Genomic DNA, 13,456 nt, shown 5'->3' on the forward strand with positions numbered 1-13,456 from the left:
TTCTCGTCCAATTGACCTGTTGCAGACGGCAGTTGGACAGATACATTCAGCCGCGGTCGACGCGTTCCGGCGCACACCCCCAACCGTTGGGGGGTGAGGTCTGACCCGGGTCCGCGAAGTGCGGTCCTGTGCAAGGGCCAGTAATAGGGGAGTTAGGCATGGCTCAGGGCACCGTCAAGTGGTTCAACGCGGAGAAGGGGTACGGCTTCATCGCGGTCGACGGTGGTGCGGATGTATTCGTCCACTACAGCGCGATTCAGATGGACGGCTACCGCACCCTGGAAGAGGGCCAGCGGGTCGATTTCGAGATCTCGCAGGGTCAGAAAGGGCCGCAGGCGGACATGGTCCGACTGGCGACCGGCTGAAGCACGCGCCGACTGACTGTTCGACGTGACGAAGGGCTCGTATCCCCATGGGGTGCGGGCCCTTCGGTCTGCCCCTTCGGTCTGCCCGTTCGGTCCGTTGTTCGCCTGTCGTCAGGTCGGCTGTTCGCCTGTCTTCAAGGGGTTCTCATCTGCGGATCAAGGGGAGCCGCTTGCACTCGGCAGGGGCGAGTGCTAATCATTGGCGTTAGCACTCTGATGGTGAGAGTGATAACGAGGACCGGGTCGGTGAGGCCCGCAGGCCAGGTGGGGCAAGGAACCACGAGGCAGGCAGGCCGTCCGTCGCGGGCGCCAGCGCGGTCCGGAGCAATCCACCCCAGTCCGGGAGGACCACTTCACATGGCCAAGATCATCGCGTTCGACGAGGAGGCACGGCGCGGTCTCGAGCGCGGGATGAACCAGCTCGCCGACGCCGTCAAGGTCACCCTTGGCCCCAAGGGCCGCAACGTCGTCCTCGAGAAGAAGTGGGGCGCCCCCACGATCACCAACGATGGTGTATCCATCGCCAAGGAGATCGAGCTCGAGGACCCGTACGAGAAGATCGGCGCCGAGCTGGTCAAGGAAGTCGCCAAGAAGACGGACGACGTCGCCGGTGACGGTACGACCACGGCCACCGTTCTGGCCCAGGCGCTGGTGCGCGAGGGTCTGCGCAACGTAGCCGCCGGCGCCAACCCGATGGCCCTCAAGCGCGGTATCGAGAAGGCCGTCGAGGCCGTCTCCGGTGCCCTGCTGGAGCAGGCCAAGGACGTCGAGACCAAGGAGCAGATCGCTTCCACGGCCTCCATCTCCGCCGCCGACACCCAGATCGGCGAGCTCATCGCCGAGGCGATGGACAAGGTCGGCAAGGAAGGCGTCATCACCGTCGAGGAGTCCCAGACCTTCGGTCTGGAGCTGGAACTCACCGAGGGTATGCGCTTCGACAAGGGCTACATCTCGGCGTACTTCGCCACCGACATGGAGCGTATGGAGGCCGTCCTCGACGACCCGTACATCCTGATCGCCAACTCGAAGATCAGCAACGTCAAGGACCTGCTGCCGCTCCTCGAGAAGGTCATGCAGGGCGGCAAGCCGCTGCTGATCATCGCCGAGGACGTCGAGGGCGAGGCCCTGTCGACCCTGGTCGTCAACAAGATCCGTGGCACCTTCAAGTCCGTCGCCGTCAAGGCGCCGGGCTTCGGTGACCGCCGCAAGGCCATGCTCGGCGACATCGCCATCCTCACGGGCGGCGAGGTCATCTCCGAGGAGGTCGGCCTCAAGCTGGAGAACGCGGGTCTGGACCTGCTGGGCCGCGCCCGCAAGGTCGTCATCACCAAGGACGAGACCACGATCGTCGACGGCTCCGGCTCCGCCGACCAGGTCGCCGGCCGGGTCAACCAGATCCGCGCCGAGATCGAGAACTCCGACTCGGACTACGACCGCGAGAAGCTCCAGGAGCGCCTGGCGAAGCTGGCCGGCGGCGTGGCCGTCATCAAGGCCGGTGCCGCCACCGAGGTCGAGCTCAAGGAGCGCAAGCACCGCATCGAGGACGCCGTTCGCAACGCGAAGGCCGCCGTCGAGGAGGGCATCGTCGCCGGTGGTGGCGTGGCTCTCATCCAGGCGTCCGCCGTGTTCGAGAAGCTGGAGCTCGAAGGTGACGAGGCGACCGGCGCCAACGCCGTGCGACTCGCCCTGGAGGCCCCGCTCAAGCAGATCGCCGTCAACGGTGGTCTCGAGGGTGGCGTGATCGTCGAGAAGGTGCGCAACCTGCCCGTCGGCCACGGTCTGAACGCCGCGACCGGCGAGTACGTCGACATGATCGCCGAAGGCATCATCGACCCGGCGAAGGTGACCCGCTCTGCCCTGCAGAACGCCGCCTCCATCGCCGCGCTGTTCCTCACCACCGAGGCCGTCATCGCCGACAAGCCGGAGAAGGCCTCCGCGGCCGCTCCGGGCGGCATGCCGGGCGGTGACATGGACTTCTGATCGACCTCTGGTTGATCACTGTCCTTACGTTTCGAGGGCGGTACCCCCACTCCCAGGGGGTGCCGCCCTCGGGCGTGTCCGGGATCACACGAGGGAGACGAGTGCGGCGGAATGCCGTGGCGGACGGGTTGGTTGACGTCGAGAGTGCGGTAAATGCACATGCACATACATGCGCACTTCCTGCCGGCCGATCTGCCCGACCATCTGCTCGATGTCCTTCGACCTCTCCGAGGAGCCCCTCACGTGACGCTCGACGCCTCCGCCACCCGCGCTGCCGAGATCCTGTCCCGCCCCGTATCCCTGAACGGCCTGACCGTCCCGAACCGGATCACGATGGCACCGATGACCCGGCAGTTCTCCCCGGGCGGCGTCCCCGGTGAGGACGTGGCCGGGTACTACGCCCGCCGCGCCGCCGCGGGCGTGGGCCTCATCGTCACCGAGGGCACGTACGTCGGCCACGACTCGGCAGGCGAGAGCGACCGCGTCCCGCGCTTCCACGGCACGGAGCAGCTCGCGGGCTGGACGAAGGTCGCCGACGCGGTGCACGCGGCGGGCGGCACGATCGTTCCGCAGCTGTGGCACATCGGCATGGTGCGCAAGGCGGGGCGGCCGCCGTACGCCGACGCCCCCGCGGTCGGCCCCTCCGGCATCCGTCTCGACGGCACCGAGGGCACCGGCAAGGCCATGACCCAGGCCGACCTGGACGAGGTCATCGCCGCGTTCGCCGAGGCCGCCGCCACCGCCGAGCGCATCGGCTTCGACGGCGTCGAACTGCACGGCGCGCACGGCTATCTGCTCGACCAGTTCCTGTGGGCGGGCACCAACCGGCGCACGGACGCGTACGGCGGTGACCCGGTCGCCCGTACGAAGTTCGCGGCGGAGATCGTCGCCGCGGTCCGTGACTCGGTCTCGGCCGAATTCCCCGTCCTCTTCCGCTACTCGCAGTGGAAGTCGGACAACTACGACGCCCGGCTCGCCGAGACCCCGGAGGAGCTGGAGGCCATCCTGACCCCGCTCGCCGCCGCGGGCGTCGACGCCTTCCACGCCTCCACCCGCCGCTACTGGCTCCCGGAGTTCGACGGCTCGGACCTGAACCTCGCGGGCTGGACGAAGAAGCTCACGGGCAAGCCCACCATCACGGTCGGCTCGGTCGGCCTGGACGGCGACTTCCTCAAGAGCTTCCAGGGCGAGGGTGCCCCGGTGGCGAGCCTCGACAACCTCCTGGACCGCCTGGAGCGCGACGAGTTCGACCTCGTCGCCGTGGGCCGCGCCCTCCTCGCCGACCCGGAGTGGGCGGCGAAGGTGCTGGGCGGGCGGTTCGGGGAGCTGGGGGCGTACGACGCGAAGGCGCTGAGCACGCTCAGCTGAAGCCGACCCTCGGACCTGACCTGACCTGACCTGACCCGACCCGACCTGACCTGACCTGACCCGATCGGTCGGGACCGGACCTGTCCGAAACCTGATCCAGGCGATCGCCCTTCTCATCCGTAGGGGGTGATCGCCTGGCTTTTTCGTAGCACGCTGTTCCTTCAAGAGCCCGTCCGTTCCACCAGCACCCAGGGAGCCATCGTGACGGCAGCAGGAGTGAACGTGGTGCGTACCCGCGCCGGTGCGGTGCGCGGTCGCCGGGAGGACGGGCTGGTGGTCTTCCGGGGCATGCCGTTCGCCGAACCGCCGGTGGGGGACGCGCGGTTCGCCGCCCCGCGCCCGGTGGCCGCCTGGGACGGCACCCGGGACGCGTTCGCCTTCGGCCCGCCGCCCCCACAGGAGTCGGTGTTCCAGGGCCGTACGGGCGTGATCGACGCCCCCATGGGCGACGACTGGCTGACCGTCAACGTCTGGACACCCGACCCTGACCCGGCTGCCCGCCGCCCGGTGATGGTCTGGATCTACGGCGGCGCCTACAAGCTCGGCCACGCCGGCAGCCCCGGATACGACGCCCAGCGCATCGCCCGCGACGGCGACCTCGTCGTGGTCACCCTCAACTATCGCCTAGGCATGGAGGGTTTCGCCCGGATCGACGGGGCACCCGCCAACCGGGGCCTGCTAGACCAGGTCGCGGCCCTGGAATGGGTACGGGAGAACATCGCGGCCTTCGGCGGCGACCCCGGCCGGGTCACCGTCTTCGGCGAGTCCGCGGGCGCCGGGTCCGTCGCCGCGCTGCTGGCCATGCCGAGCGCCGCCGGGCTGTTCGGGCGGGCGATCGCGCAGAGCGTGCCCGGCCCCTTCTTCTCCGACGAACTCGCCCGGGACATCGCCGCCGCCATCGCCGCCGAGGCGGGCCTGCGCCCGACGGCCGCCGATCTGTCGACGGTGGAGCCCCGGCGACTGACCGCCGCCGGCGAGACGTTGGGCGCCAAGATGCCGGCGTTCGAGGGCAAGTGGGGAGCGGTCGCCCACACGCTGACCGCCTTCTCGCCCGTCGTCGACGGAGAGGTGCTGCCGACCGCTCCCTGGCAGGCGCTGGCGGCCGGCTCGGCACGGGACGTGGAACTGATCGCCGGGCACACCCGGAACGAGCACCGGCTGTTCGCCGCCCTGGGCGGACAACTCGGGACGATCACTGACGAACAGGCGACGACGGAACTGCGCATCTTCGGACCGGGAGCGGGGGCGGGGACGGGGACGGGTTCAGATTCGGGCTCGGGCTCGGGCTCGGGACTGGACGGCGAGCGTGCCTACCGCACCGCCTTCCCCGAAGCCACGCCCGACGAGCTGTACGAGTGGGTCCACTCCGACGCGCTGTTCCGTATGCCCTCGCTGCGCCTGGCCGAGGCGCAGATCGCGGGCGGCGGCCGCGCGCACGTCTACGAGCTGGCCTGGCCCGCCCCGGCATTCGGCGGCGCGCTGGGCGCCTGCCACGGCCTCGACATACCGCTGCTGTTCGGGACCTTCGCCGCCGACCTCGGCGTCCTTCTGTTCGCCGGGGCCGACCCCTCGCCGGAGACCGAGGCCCTGTCGTCCCGTTTCCGCGGGGCCTGGACGGCGTTCGCCACGACGGGAGACCCGGGCTGGCCGGCGTACGACACCGAGCGGCGGCTGACCCAGGTCTTCGATGCGGAGTCCGTCGTCACGGCGTACCCGGAGGAGACCTCGCGACGTCTCTGGCAGCGCCACGAGTTCGGGGCGCTGCCGCTGATGGGCTGAGGGCGCCGCCGGGTTCCCTCGTGCGGGTCAGTCGGCGTAGTCCTTGAGCTTCTCGGTTTTGAGGGTGATGTTCACGGGGGCGGGGAGTTCGATGGAGGAACCCCAGGGGTAGGACGGGGCCAGTTGGTACCGGCCCTCCTTCGGCTCGCTGAACACGGTGACCGTGTTGTCGTCCCGGTCGATGAGGAGGTAGATAGGGATGTTGGCTTCCGCGTAGCCAATGGGCTTGTCGATGCGGTCACGCTGGTCGGTGTCGCGGTCGTGGGAGGTGATCTCGACCGCCATGAGGACGCCCTCCGCTTCAGACCACTCGCCGTCTCCCCTGAAGTGATCCACCGGAACGAGGCTTCCATCCGTGCGGGCGCGACCCTTGCGGTAGGCCTCGGCCTTGACGCCGGACTCGGGCACGAGATCGAGGTCAGGGCGCTGTTGCATGCACTGACGCAGCAGCCACATGAAGATCGAGCGGTGGTTGCCGTCCGGCATCGCCTTGACCCTTAGTTCTCCGTTGATGTATTCAAGCCGCACTGTTTCGGGGGCCCTGCGCTCCAGCTCCTCGAAGTCTTCGACGTCGAGTGGGTACTTGCTGGAGAGACGTCCTCCGAGGAATTCGAGTTTCACGCGTTTCGGGGCCTTGGCGGCCAGTTCCTCGAAGTCCTCCACGGACATCTGCGGGCGTTCAGCGGTGCCAGGGGTCATGGTGTTGCCTCCTCCCTTCCATCGTGCCCCTGCTGTGTGCTTCCGGACCGTTGGAGCGGTCATCCGCGTGCCCTTTCTCGTCGGCCGACCATCGCCGCGCGGGCCGCGGCGGCGTGGGCATGGACTGCGGTGGATGTCAGCGGGCCGGTGGGCGGTGGGGCGGTGTCACCCCGACATGGGCCGCAGACGCCGCCCGGAAGGGCCTCCGGGCGGCCCGGGGTCCCGCACTTCGCGCACTCCAGGATGCGGAGGGGTGGGCGTGGTGGGGTCTCTCGTACGGGTTCCGGTGGGAGCTTGCCGATCAGGCGGGTGCGGACGAGGGCGGCCGGGCTGTGGACGGGGATGGGGAGGCCCGTGGTCAGGGCTTGGAGCACGTGCTCGTCGGTGGCACCCCTCGCGAACCATTCCGCGAGCAGGGGAGCGAGGTCCGCGCAGTCCCTGGCGGACAGGGACAGGGCCGGGGTCGTGCGGCCCAGCGCCGCCAGCAGGATGTACGCGCGGGAGCGGGTGGGGGCGGCCCGTCTGTCCGGGAGCTCCTGCGGTACGTCGCCCCGCGTGAACCCTGCCCACCAGTCGTCGTCGCGCGCCGTACGGGAGAACCACGATCGGGTGATCCAGCGCGCGCTGCCCGAGTCGGCCAGGTGTTCGCGGCCCCTACGTAAGTGGCCCGCCCGGGTGAGGTTGTTGAGGGCGGTGCGGAGGGCGCACTGTCCGTACGGGAGCGTCTTGGCCAGCGTTTTTACGGAGATGTCGGCGCCGTCGGGGAGCCGGTCGACATACGCGGCGATCGCCGCCTCGCGGGGCGGGAGGTGTGCGAAGTCGTCGTTGGTGCGGGGGCGTTGGTCCGGGGCGCTGCGTTTTCCGTAACCCGGATTGGCCATGGGGTGGGGGAGGGCGTGCGCAGGGCGGGGTGCAGCACTAAAGTTGGCGTCAGCCACGGGTCGATGCCTCTGATCGTCTCGTTGGTCAAACCCCCGCAGGTGTTCCAGCACCTGGCGGGGGTTGTTCGTTATTTCGGCACGCTAAGCCCTGGTGACTGTGCGTGGCAAGTCGGTCGCGTCAAGTCAACTCGCCAGGGTGGGAGGGTGGGTTGGGGCCCACCGCCCGTTCCTTGTTAAGAGCGCTCGGGGCCCGAGGCTTGAGCCTCGGGCCACTGTCCGGAGGGCTCAGCAGGCGCCGTTGGTGACTTTGACCGTCAGGACCGCGTAGGTCTCGCTGGTCGGGGTCGCGAGGACGTGCATGCAGAACGTCGCGTCGGTGCCGTTGCCGGTGATGGTGTAGTCGTCGGTGGCGTCGGGGTTCATGACGTGTCTGATCCCAGCTCCGGTCGACGGGCCCTCGCCGGTCGCGTCGATGGCCTCGTCGATGAGCGCGTCGAAGCCGAGGAACTCGTCGTTGACGTGGGGTTCCTTTTCCAGATTGGCCGCTGCCTCGTGGACGGCGGTACGCAACTCGCCCTCGCTCCACTTCGAACTCGCCTCGAAGTAGTACACCCCGCCTCCGGCGAGCAGCAGGGAACCGAAGATGAGGGCCAGGCCGATGGGGTTGCGGGGATTGTAGGCGTACCCGGGGCTGGTCCTGGTCCTGAGGAAGACGGGCTCGCGCGACTCGCTCAAGACTCCTTGACGCCTTCGACGAACGCGGACCAGGCCTCCGCCCGGAACACGAGCTTCGGGCCAAGGGGGTTCTTGGAGTCGCGGACGGGGATGAGGGCGGGGTGCCCGTCGGCGACTTCCAGGCAGTCGCCGCCGCCGCCCCCGCTGTACGTCGACTTCCGCCAGCGGGCTACTTCCAGGCAGTTGCCGCCACCGCCCCCGCTGTAGCTGGACTTGTGCCATATGGCCGTGCTCAGGTCGTAGTCAGGGAAGTTCCTCATGGGTGTAATCCTGCGCCAGCACCTCGATCAGGGCCAGGGACTTCTCCGGGGAGAGGGCTGAGGCGGCGAGGAGTTCGTAGGCCAGCTTGTGGTGCCTGACGGTGGCCGGGTCGTCCTCCAGCCGTCCGGTGGCGACCCCTTCGAGGTAGACCAGCGGAGGGGCGTCCTCGAACTCCATCAGCTTCAGCGAGCCCTCCATCGCCGTGTGCGCTCCCGCGCTGAACGGCAGCACCTGCACGATGACCCGGTTTCGGCGCGCCAGATCGGCGATGTGACGCAGGGCCTCCGCCATCACCGCGCGGCCACCCGTCTCCCGGCGCAGCGCCGCCTCGTCAAGCACCGCCCACAACAACGGCTTTGTTGGGTCGTCGAGAAGGCGGGTCCGCTCCATCCGGCCTGCCACCCACTCCTCGATCACCTCCTCCGGCGCTGTCGGCGCGTACGCGCGGTTCACGGCCCGTGCGTATGCCAGCGTCTGGAGCAGCCCCGGGATCAGCAGCGGCGCGTACTCCCGGATCGCCGTCGCGAGTGCCTCCGCCTCCGCCACTTCCGCGAAGTGCTCCGGATAGCGGGACTTGGACGCGGCCCCGCAGTTGCGCGTGAAGAAGTCCTCGGTACCCAGGACTTCGTCGAGCATCCGCGCGTACTCCGGCTGCATCCGCCGCGTGCCCGCCTCCAACTGGCCGATGAACGAGCCGCTGACGAACAGTCGGCCGCCTAATTCCTCCTGGCTCAGGCCCGCTCTCTCGCGGGCGTGGCGCAGCTCGGCGCCCAGGAGGGCACGGGGGGACGAGGAGGGATCGAGATCCTTCGGACCTGCCATGGACAACAACTCCCTGTCGCACACGCTGGGTTGTTGGGACGCCGGCTCTGGCCAGGTTAGAGGCGCGACGGCCACTCTGTGTGGTGAAAGCGAACACTCAGAGTGGAGGAAGCGGAGCGATGGGCGTGACGTCGACGGAGGAAGTGGTGGCGCAGTTGAAGGCGGCCTTGGAAGGTGTCGGTGTCGTCCTGCCCTCGCTGCGGGTCGATCCGGTGACCGGTGCGAGTGAGGAGCCGTTCGCTCTGGTCGCGCTCGGGCGGTGCAACGTGCGTACGGCGGTGCGGTTGGCGGACGTGCTGCGGGCGTGCGCGACGGAGGAGGTGCTGCGGGCGCGGGTCAGGGAGGCCAACCGGGACTCCGAGCGTGCGAGATTGCGCCAAAATTGCTGACAATTTTGTGGGCGATTGGGCTCGGTTTGCAGACGGGCAGGGCGGGACACCGGTGGTCGGGCCTGGTCGTGCCGGGTTGGGCCTGGTCAGGGACGGTGGCCGGTTTCCCGTGCTGTCACCGGAGACACAAAGGAGGCCTTAAGAAACGGCTGTTGTGCTGGGCGCGTTGTTCGAACGAGCCGCGAAGACAGGAGACGGAAGTGAAGCGTAGAACAGTGGTCATGGGGCTCACGGCGGGCGCCGCGGTGCCGGCGATCGGATTCGCCTCCGGCGCGCAGGCGGCGAGCGGTACCGTCGGGTCGTCCTCGAAGTCCGCGACCTCCTCGAAGGCCACGGACTCCTCCCTGGCCTTCGATCCGGACAGCTACACGGAGTTGACCACCACCATCACGGACACCACCGGCACCGCCCACGAGGTCGTCTACCACTTCTACAAAGTGGCCTCGTACGTGGCCAACCCGGTGGACGCGACCTATCAGTCCCTCAACGTCAGCGTGCCGGTGAAGATCGACGGCACGGCTGTGGACGCGACCTGTGCGCCCATCCTCTTCGCCAACCAGGTCGGCGGTTACATGCCTTCGTCCGTCGCGAGCGCCACGGGGATCGGCGCAGGCGGCGGGATGGGCCCCGGCGGCCCCGGTGGCCCGGGCGGTCCCGCTCCCGCTGCCGACTCCGCCGCGAGCCGTCAGCAGTTGGCGCTCGCCGCCGGGTACGTCGTCGTGGAGCCGGGCGCCCGCGGCCGCTCCCTCGTCGACGCCGGCGGTACGTACTACGGCACCGCCCCGGCCGCCATCGTCGACCTCAAGGCCGCGGTGCGGTACGTGAAGTTCAACAAGGGGCGCATCCCGGGCAACGTGAACCGGATAGTCTCCTCCGGTACCAGCGCGGGCGGCGCCCTGTCCTCCCTGCTCGGCGCGTCCGGCGACAGCCCGATCTACGACACGTACCTCCGGGAACTCGGTGCCGCCGACGCGAGCGACGCGATCTTCGCCACCGGCGCCTGGTGCCCGATCACCGACCTCGAGCACGCCGACATGGCGTACGAGTGGAACTGGGGCGCCAACGCGCTGGGCAGCGGCTCGCTCGTCGACCAGACCGTCTCCAAGGCGCTGACCACCTCGTACGGCGACTACCTCGCCTCCCTCAAGCTGACGGCGAAGGGCTTCGGGGCTCTTACGGCGCGCAACCTCGACGAGTACCTCGTCAAGACCCACCTGGAGCCGTCGGCCACCAAGTACCTCGCGGCGCTGTCGGACGCGGACCGGGCCACCTACCTGGCCACGAACACGTTCATCACCTGGTCCGACGGCAGGGCGGCCTTCTCCTGGGCCGACTTCCTCACCCACGTGGGCGCCCGCAAGAAGGACACGCCGGCCTTCGACGCCTTCGACCTGTCCACGGGCGAGAACAACGAGTTCGGTACGGGGACCACCGCGAAGCGGCACTTCACGCTGTACAGCCTGCGCCACGAGGAGGGCTCCAGTGCGCGCCTCGACAGCGACATCCCCGCGAAGCTCGACCTGATGAACCCGATGCACCACCTCATCGAGGACGCCAACCAGAACCGGTCGAAGCACTGGTGGATCCGCCTCGGCACCAAGGACAGCGACACCGCGCTCACCGTCGCGAGCAACCTCGCCGCCCGCCTGAAGGACCTCGGCGACGACGTCGACACCTCGTACTACTGGGACGCCGGTCACGGCGCGGACAACGACCCGGGCGACTTCATCAAGTGGATCGCCACGGTGTCGGGCTACAGGGGCTAGCCAGGGCCTTTCGTCCGGATCATGCCGGGCCGGCGCCGGCCCGGCATGATCCGTCCTGGCCTCGCCTGGAGGAATGGGCGGTGACCTCGTTACGCTGGTCATCTGCCGGCAGTGCGGACCGGGCATCCTCGGCCGCGGAGCGGCGTCACAGTCCCCGCGACGGTCGCCCGGCGCGCACAGCGGACTTCACTCGGGACTCGAGGACCTCACCTCACCCGGGAGGCGACCATGTACTTCACAGACCGAACCGATGCGGGCCGACAGCTCGCTGCCCGGCTGCACCACCTGAAGGGCCAGGACCTGGTGGTCGTGGGACTTCCCCGCGGCGGCGTCCCGGTCGCCGCGCAGGTCGCCGAGGCCCTCGGCGCTCCGCTCGACGTCTGCCTCGTACGCAAGCTCGGGGTGCCCTTCCAGCCGGAGCTGGCCATGGGCGCCATCGGCGAGGAAGGCGTGCGCGTCATCAACGAAGAGGTGGTGCGGGCCACGGGTGTGACGGACCGCGATCTGACCGCGGTGGAGGAACACGAGCGCGGCGTCCTGGCGCAGCGGGCCCGCCGCTTCCGGGGCGAGCGGCAGCCGGCCCGGTACGAGGGACGGACGGTCCTGGTGGTGGACGACGGTCTGGCGACCGGCTCCACGGCACTGGCGGCCTGCCGGATCGCGCGCGCCCGCGGCGCGTCGCGGATCGTGGTGGCGGTTCCCGTGGCGCCGCACGACTGGTCGGCCCGCCTCGGAGGCGAGGCGGACGAAGGCATCTGTCTGCACACCCCCCGGATGTTCTACGCGATCGGTCAGTTCTATACGGACTTCGAGCAGACGAGCGACGAGGAGGTCATCGCCTGCCTGGAGCACAACCGCGCGACGCACGCCCTGTCCGCGACGCATGCCCCGTCCGACGCGCCGCCGGCCACGGGCAGCGCCTCCACGGAGCACGATTCCCCGTTCTATGACAGGGCGGTCCGGATACCGGCCGGAGGCGCCGCGCTCGACGGGCGGCTGACGGTACCCCGCGGTGCCCCCGGGGTCGTCCTCTTCGCCCACGGCAGCGGCAGCAGCAGGAAGAGCCCGCGCAACCGCTTCGTCGCCACCGGGCTGAACCGCGCCGGTCTGGGCACCCTTCTGTTCGATCTGCTCACCGAGGCCGAGGCGGTGAACCGGGACAACGTGTTCGACACGGCGCTGCTCGCCCGCCGCCTGATCCAGGCGACCGGATGGCTGCGTGAGCAGCCCGACGCCCAGGGCATGGAGTTCGGTTATTTCGGTGCCAGCACAGGAGCCGCCGCCGCGCTGTGGGCCGCGGCGGAGCCCGCAGCGGACATCGCGGCAATCGTCTCCCGCGGAGGCAGGCCGGACCTGGCCGGCCCCAGGCTGCCGGAGGTGAAGGCTCCGACGCTGCTCATCGTCGGGGGCCGCGACCACCAGGTGCTGGACCTCAACCGGCAGGCCGCGGCGCGCCTGAGCTGCGAGCATCAGCTGGCCGTCGTCCCCGGTGCCACGCATCTCTTCGAGGAACCCGGCACCCTGGAATCGGTCACCGAGCTGGCCACGGACTGGTTCAGCAGGCATCTCGCCTCCGCCGTTCCGCGTGCGGGAGCCCGCAGGTGAGCCGACCGCCTACTCGATCGATCCACCTGGGTCGGCCTACAGGTTGCCCATCGGCTCGATGTCCACCTTCACCGGCGTGCCCCAGATGCGCAGCACCTCGTAGTCCGTGAACTCGTGGACCAGGCGGTAGGCCATGCCCGGGCGGGGGGTGCGGCGCTCCGCGGCCAGGTACCGCTCCGCCTCGACGCGGTCGCGGCGCGGGGTGCCGCACAGCTGCCACGCCTGGCCGGTCCACACCTCCGGGAGCCAGCGCTGCTGGGGCTGGGGGCGGTCGCCCCGCACGCCGTACCGGGACATGGTGCGCTCGGGGGCTTCGTCCGCGCTGCTGGGGCGGCCCTGCGGGAAGGCGTCGTTGACCTCGGTGCGGCGGGCGGTGCGGCGGCGGGTCTCGCAGAGCAGACAGAGGTCGACGGCGCCCTCGTCCACCGGGCCGTTCGGATGCTCGGCGCAGCGGGTCGTGGGAACCGCCGTCGTCACCGTCTCCTCCAGCAGGTCCAGGGCGCGCTTGAGGTCGGCCTTGACCTCGTGCAGCTTCGCGTCGGGGGTGTCGGCGGTCAGCGCGTCGCCGTGCTCGCCGAGGACGCGCAGGGCACGGCCGAGGGCGGTGAGCTGTGCGTGATTCACGGTGGTGGGTCCCTTCTGCGGACGGTGCCCTGTTCCCACCTACCGTTGCACACGCCACTGACAATCGACTCAGGGGTGGTGAAGCCGGCCGTGGTGCTGAGGTCGCCGCCGGGGCGAGGACGTGGCCAAGGGCTCGGGTTGCGGAGTGTCGCCGTCCGCGTGACGCTCGGTGAAGGCAAAAA

13 protein-coding genes are annotated in these 13,456 nt (G+C 69.7%); 7 read left to right on the forward strand and 6 right to left on the reverse strand.

Annotation, left to right across the window (positions count from 1 at the left end; genetic code table 11):
• The first annotated feature begins 158 nt into the window (after positions 1-158).
• The 4 genes from OG747_RS24470 to OG747_RS24485 all read left to right on the forward strand — a co-directional run bounded on the left by OG747_RS24470 (position 159) and on the right by OG747_RS24485 (position 5,492).
• The gene (locus OG747_RS24470) at positions 159-365 is read left to right on the forward strand and encodes a cold-shock protein (protein ID WP_007493268.1); all 207 of its coding nucleotides are present in this window, start codon (positions 159-161) and stop codon (positions 363-365) included.
• Positions 366-722: 357 nt separating this feature from the next.
• A complete protein-coding gene (gene groL, locus OG747_RS24475) occupies positions 723-2,345 on the forward strand; it encodes a chaperonin GroEL (protein WP_405881476.1) in 1,623 nt (540 codons plus the stop codon).
• Between the two features lie 243 nt (positions 2,346-2,588).
• Complete coding sequence (locus tag OG747_RS24480; protein ID WP_405881477.1) at positions 2,589-3,713, forward strand: NADH:flavin oxidoreductase; 1,125 nt, start codon at positions 2,589-2,591, stop codon at positions 3,711-3,713.
• Between the two features lie 201 nt (positions 3,714-3,914).
• Positions 3,915-5,492 (forward strand): carboxylesterase/lipase family protein, encoded by a 1,578-nt coding sequence (locus tag OG747_RS24485; RefSeq protein WP_405881478.1) that lies wholly within the window; start codon positions 3,915-3,917, stop codon positions 5,490-5,492.
• Between the two features lie 27 nt (positions 5,493-5,519).
• Here the strand turns inward: OG747_RS24485 and OG747_RS24490 are convergent, their stop codons facing one another.
• The 5 genes from OG747_RS24490 to OG747_RS24510 all read right to left on the reverse strand — a co-directional run bounded on the left by OG747_RS24490 (position 5,520) and on the right by OG747_RS24510 (position 8,890).
• A complete protein-coding gene (locus tag OG747_RS24490) occupies positions 5,520-6,191 on the reverse strand; it encodes a Uma2 family endonuclease (protein ID WP_405881479.1) in 672 nt (223 codons plus the stop codon).
• A 59-nt stretch (positions 6,192-6,250) separates the two neighbouring features.
• On the reverse strand, positions 6,251-7,072 hold the full coding sequence (locus OG747_RS24495; RefSeq protein ID WP_405881480.1) for a hypothetical protein: 822 nt from the start codon (positions 7,070-7,072) through the stop codon (positions 6,251-6,253).
• 285 nt (positions 7,073-7,357) lie between these two features.
• Entirely contained in the window at positions 7,358-7,807 is a 450-nt protein-coding gene (locus OG747_RS24500; RefSeq protein ID WP_405881481.1) for a hypothetical protein, read from the reverse strand.
• Entirely contained in the window at positions 7,804-8,067 is a 264-nt protein-coding gene (locus OG747_RS24505; RefSeq protein ID WP_405881482.1) for a DUF397 domain-containing protein, read from the reverse strand. The genes OG747_RS24500 and OG747_RS24505 overlap by 4 nt, the downstream gene beginning before the upstream one ends.
• The gene (locus tag OG747_RS24510) at positions 8,051-8,890 is read right to left on the reverse strand and encodes a Scr1 family TA system antitoxin-like transcriptional regulator (protein ID WP_405881483.1); all 840 of its coding nucleotides are present in this window, start codon (positions 8,888-8,890) and stop codon (positions 8,051-8,053) included. Before OG747_RS24510 ends, OG747_RS24505 begins: the two co-directional genes overlap by 17 nt.
• Before the next feature lie 119 nt (positions 8,891-9,009).
• Here OG747_RS24510 and OG747_RS24515 point away from each other — a divergent pair, with 119 nt between their 5' ends.
• From OG747_RS24515 to OG747_RS24525, 3 genes are all read left to right on the forward strand, one after another.
• A complete protein-coding gene (locus OG747_RS24515) occupies positions 9,010-9,279 on the forward strand; it encodes a hypothetical protein (protein WP_405881484.1) in 270 nt (89 codons plus the stop codon).
• A gap of 221 nt (positions 9,280-9,500) precedes the next feature.
• Positions 9,501-11,045, forward strand: a complete 1,545-nt coding sequence (locus OG747_RS24520) for a subtype B tannase (protein ID WP_405885652.1) — start codon at positions 9,501-9,503, stop codon at positions 11,043-11,045.
• 228 nt (positions 11,046-11,273) lie between these two features.
• Entirely contained in the window at positions 11,274-12,650 is a 1,377-nt protein-coding gene (locus OG747_RS24525; RefSeq protein ID WP_405881485.1) for a phosphoribosyltransferase family protein, read from the forward strand.
• Positions 12,651-12,686: 36 nt separating this feature from the next.
• Here OG747_RS24525 and OG747_RS24530 read toward each other — a convergent pair whose 3' ends face one another.
• On the reverse strand, positions 12,687-13,274 hold the full coding sequence (locus OG747_RS24530; protein WP_405881486.1) for a hypothetical protein: 588 nt from the start codon (positions 13,272-13,274) through the stop codon (positions 12,687-12,689).
• Positions 13,275-13,456 lie beyond the last annotated feature (182 nt).

Origin of the sequence: Streptomyces sp. NBC_01384 (genome assembly GCF_045040035.1) — a bacterium.
Classification (GTDB): Bacteria; Actinomycetota; Actinomycetes; order Streptomycetales; family Streptomycetaceae; genus Streptomyces.

Bases quoted from the DNA above. Each gene is read 5' to 3' on its own strand.
- OG747_RS24470 (WP_007493268.1), top strand. From the start codon at position 159: ATGGCTCAGGGCACCGTCAAGTGGTTCAACGCGGAGAAGGGGTACGGC.
- groL (WP_405881476.1), top strand. From the start codon at position 723: ATGGCCAAGATCATCGCGTTCGACGAGGAGGCACGGCGCGGTCTCGAG.
- OG747_RS24490 (WP_405881479.1), bottom strand. From the start codon at position 6,191: ATGACCCCTGGCACCGCTGAACGCCCGCAGATGTCCGTGGAGGACTTC.
- OG747_RS24495 (WP_405881480.1), bottom strand. From the start codon at position 7,072: ATGGCCAATCCGGGTTACGGAAAACGCAGCGCCCCGGACCAACGCCCC.
- OG747_RS24505 (WP_405881482.1), bottom strand. From the start codon at position 8,067: ATGAGGAACTTCCCTGACTACGACCTGAGCACGGCCATATGGCACAAG.
- OG747_RS24510 (WP_405881483.1), bottom strand. From the start codon at position 8,890: ATGGCAGGTCCGAAGGATCTCGATCCCTCCTCGTCCCCCCGTGCCCTC.
- OG747_RS24515 (WP_405881484.1), top strand. From the start codon at position 9,010: ATGGGCGTGACGTCGACGGAGGAAGTGGTGGCGCAGTTGAAGGCGGCC.
- OG747_RS24520 (WP_405885652.1), top strand. From the start codon at position 9,501: ATGGGGCTCACGGCGGGCGCCGCGGTGCCGGCGATCGGATTCGCCTCC.
- OG747_RS24525 (WP_405881485.1), top strand. From the start codon at position 11,274: ATGTACTTCACAGACCGAACCGATGCGGGCCGACAGCTCGCTGCCCGG.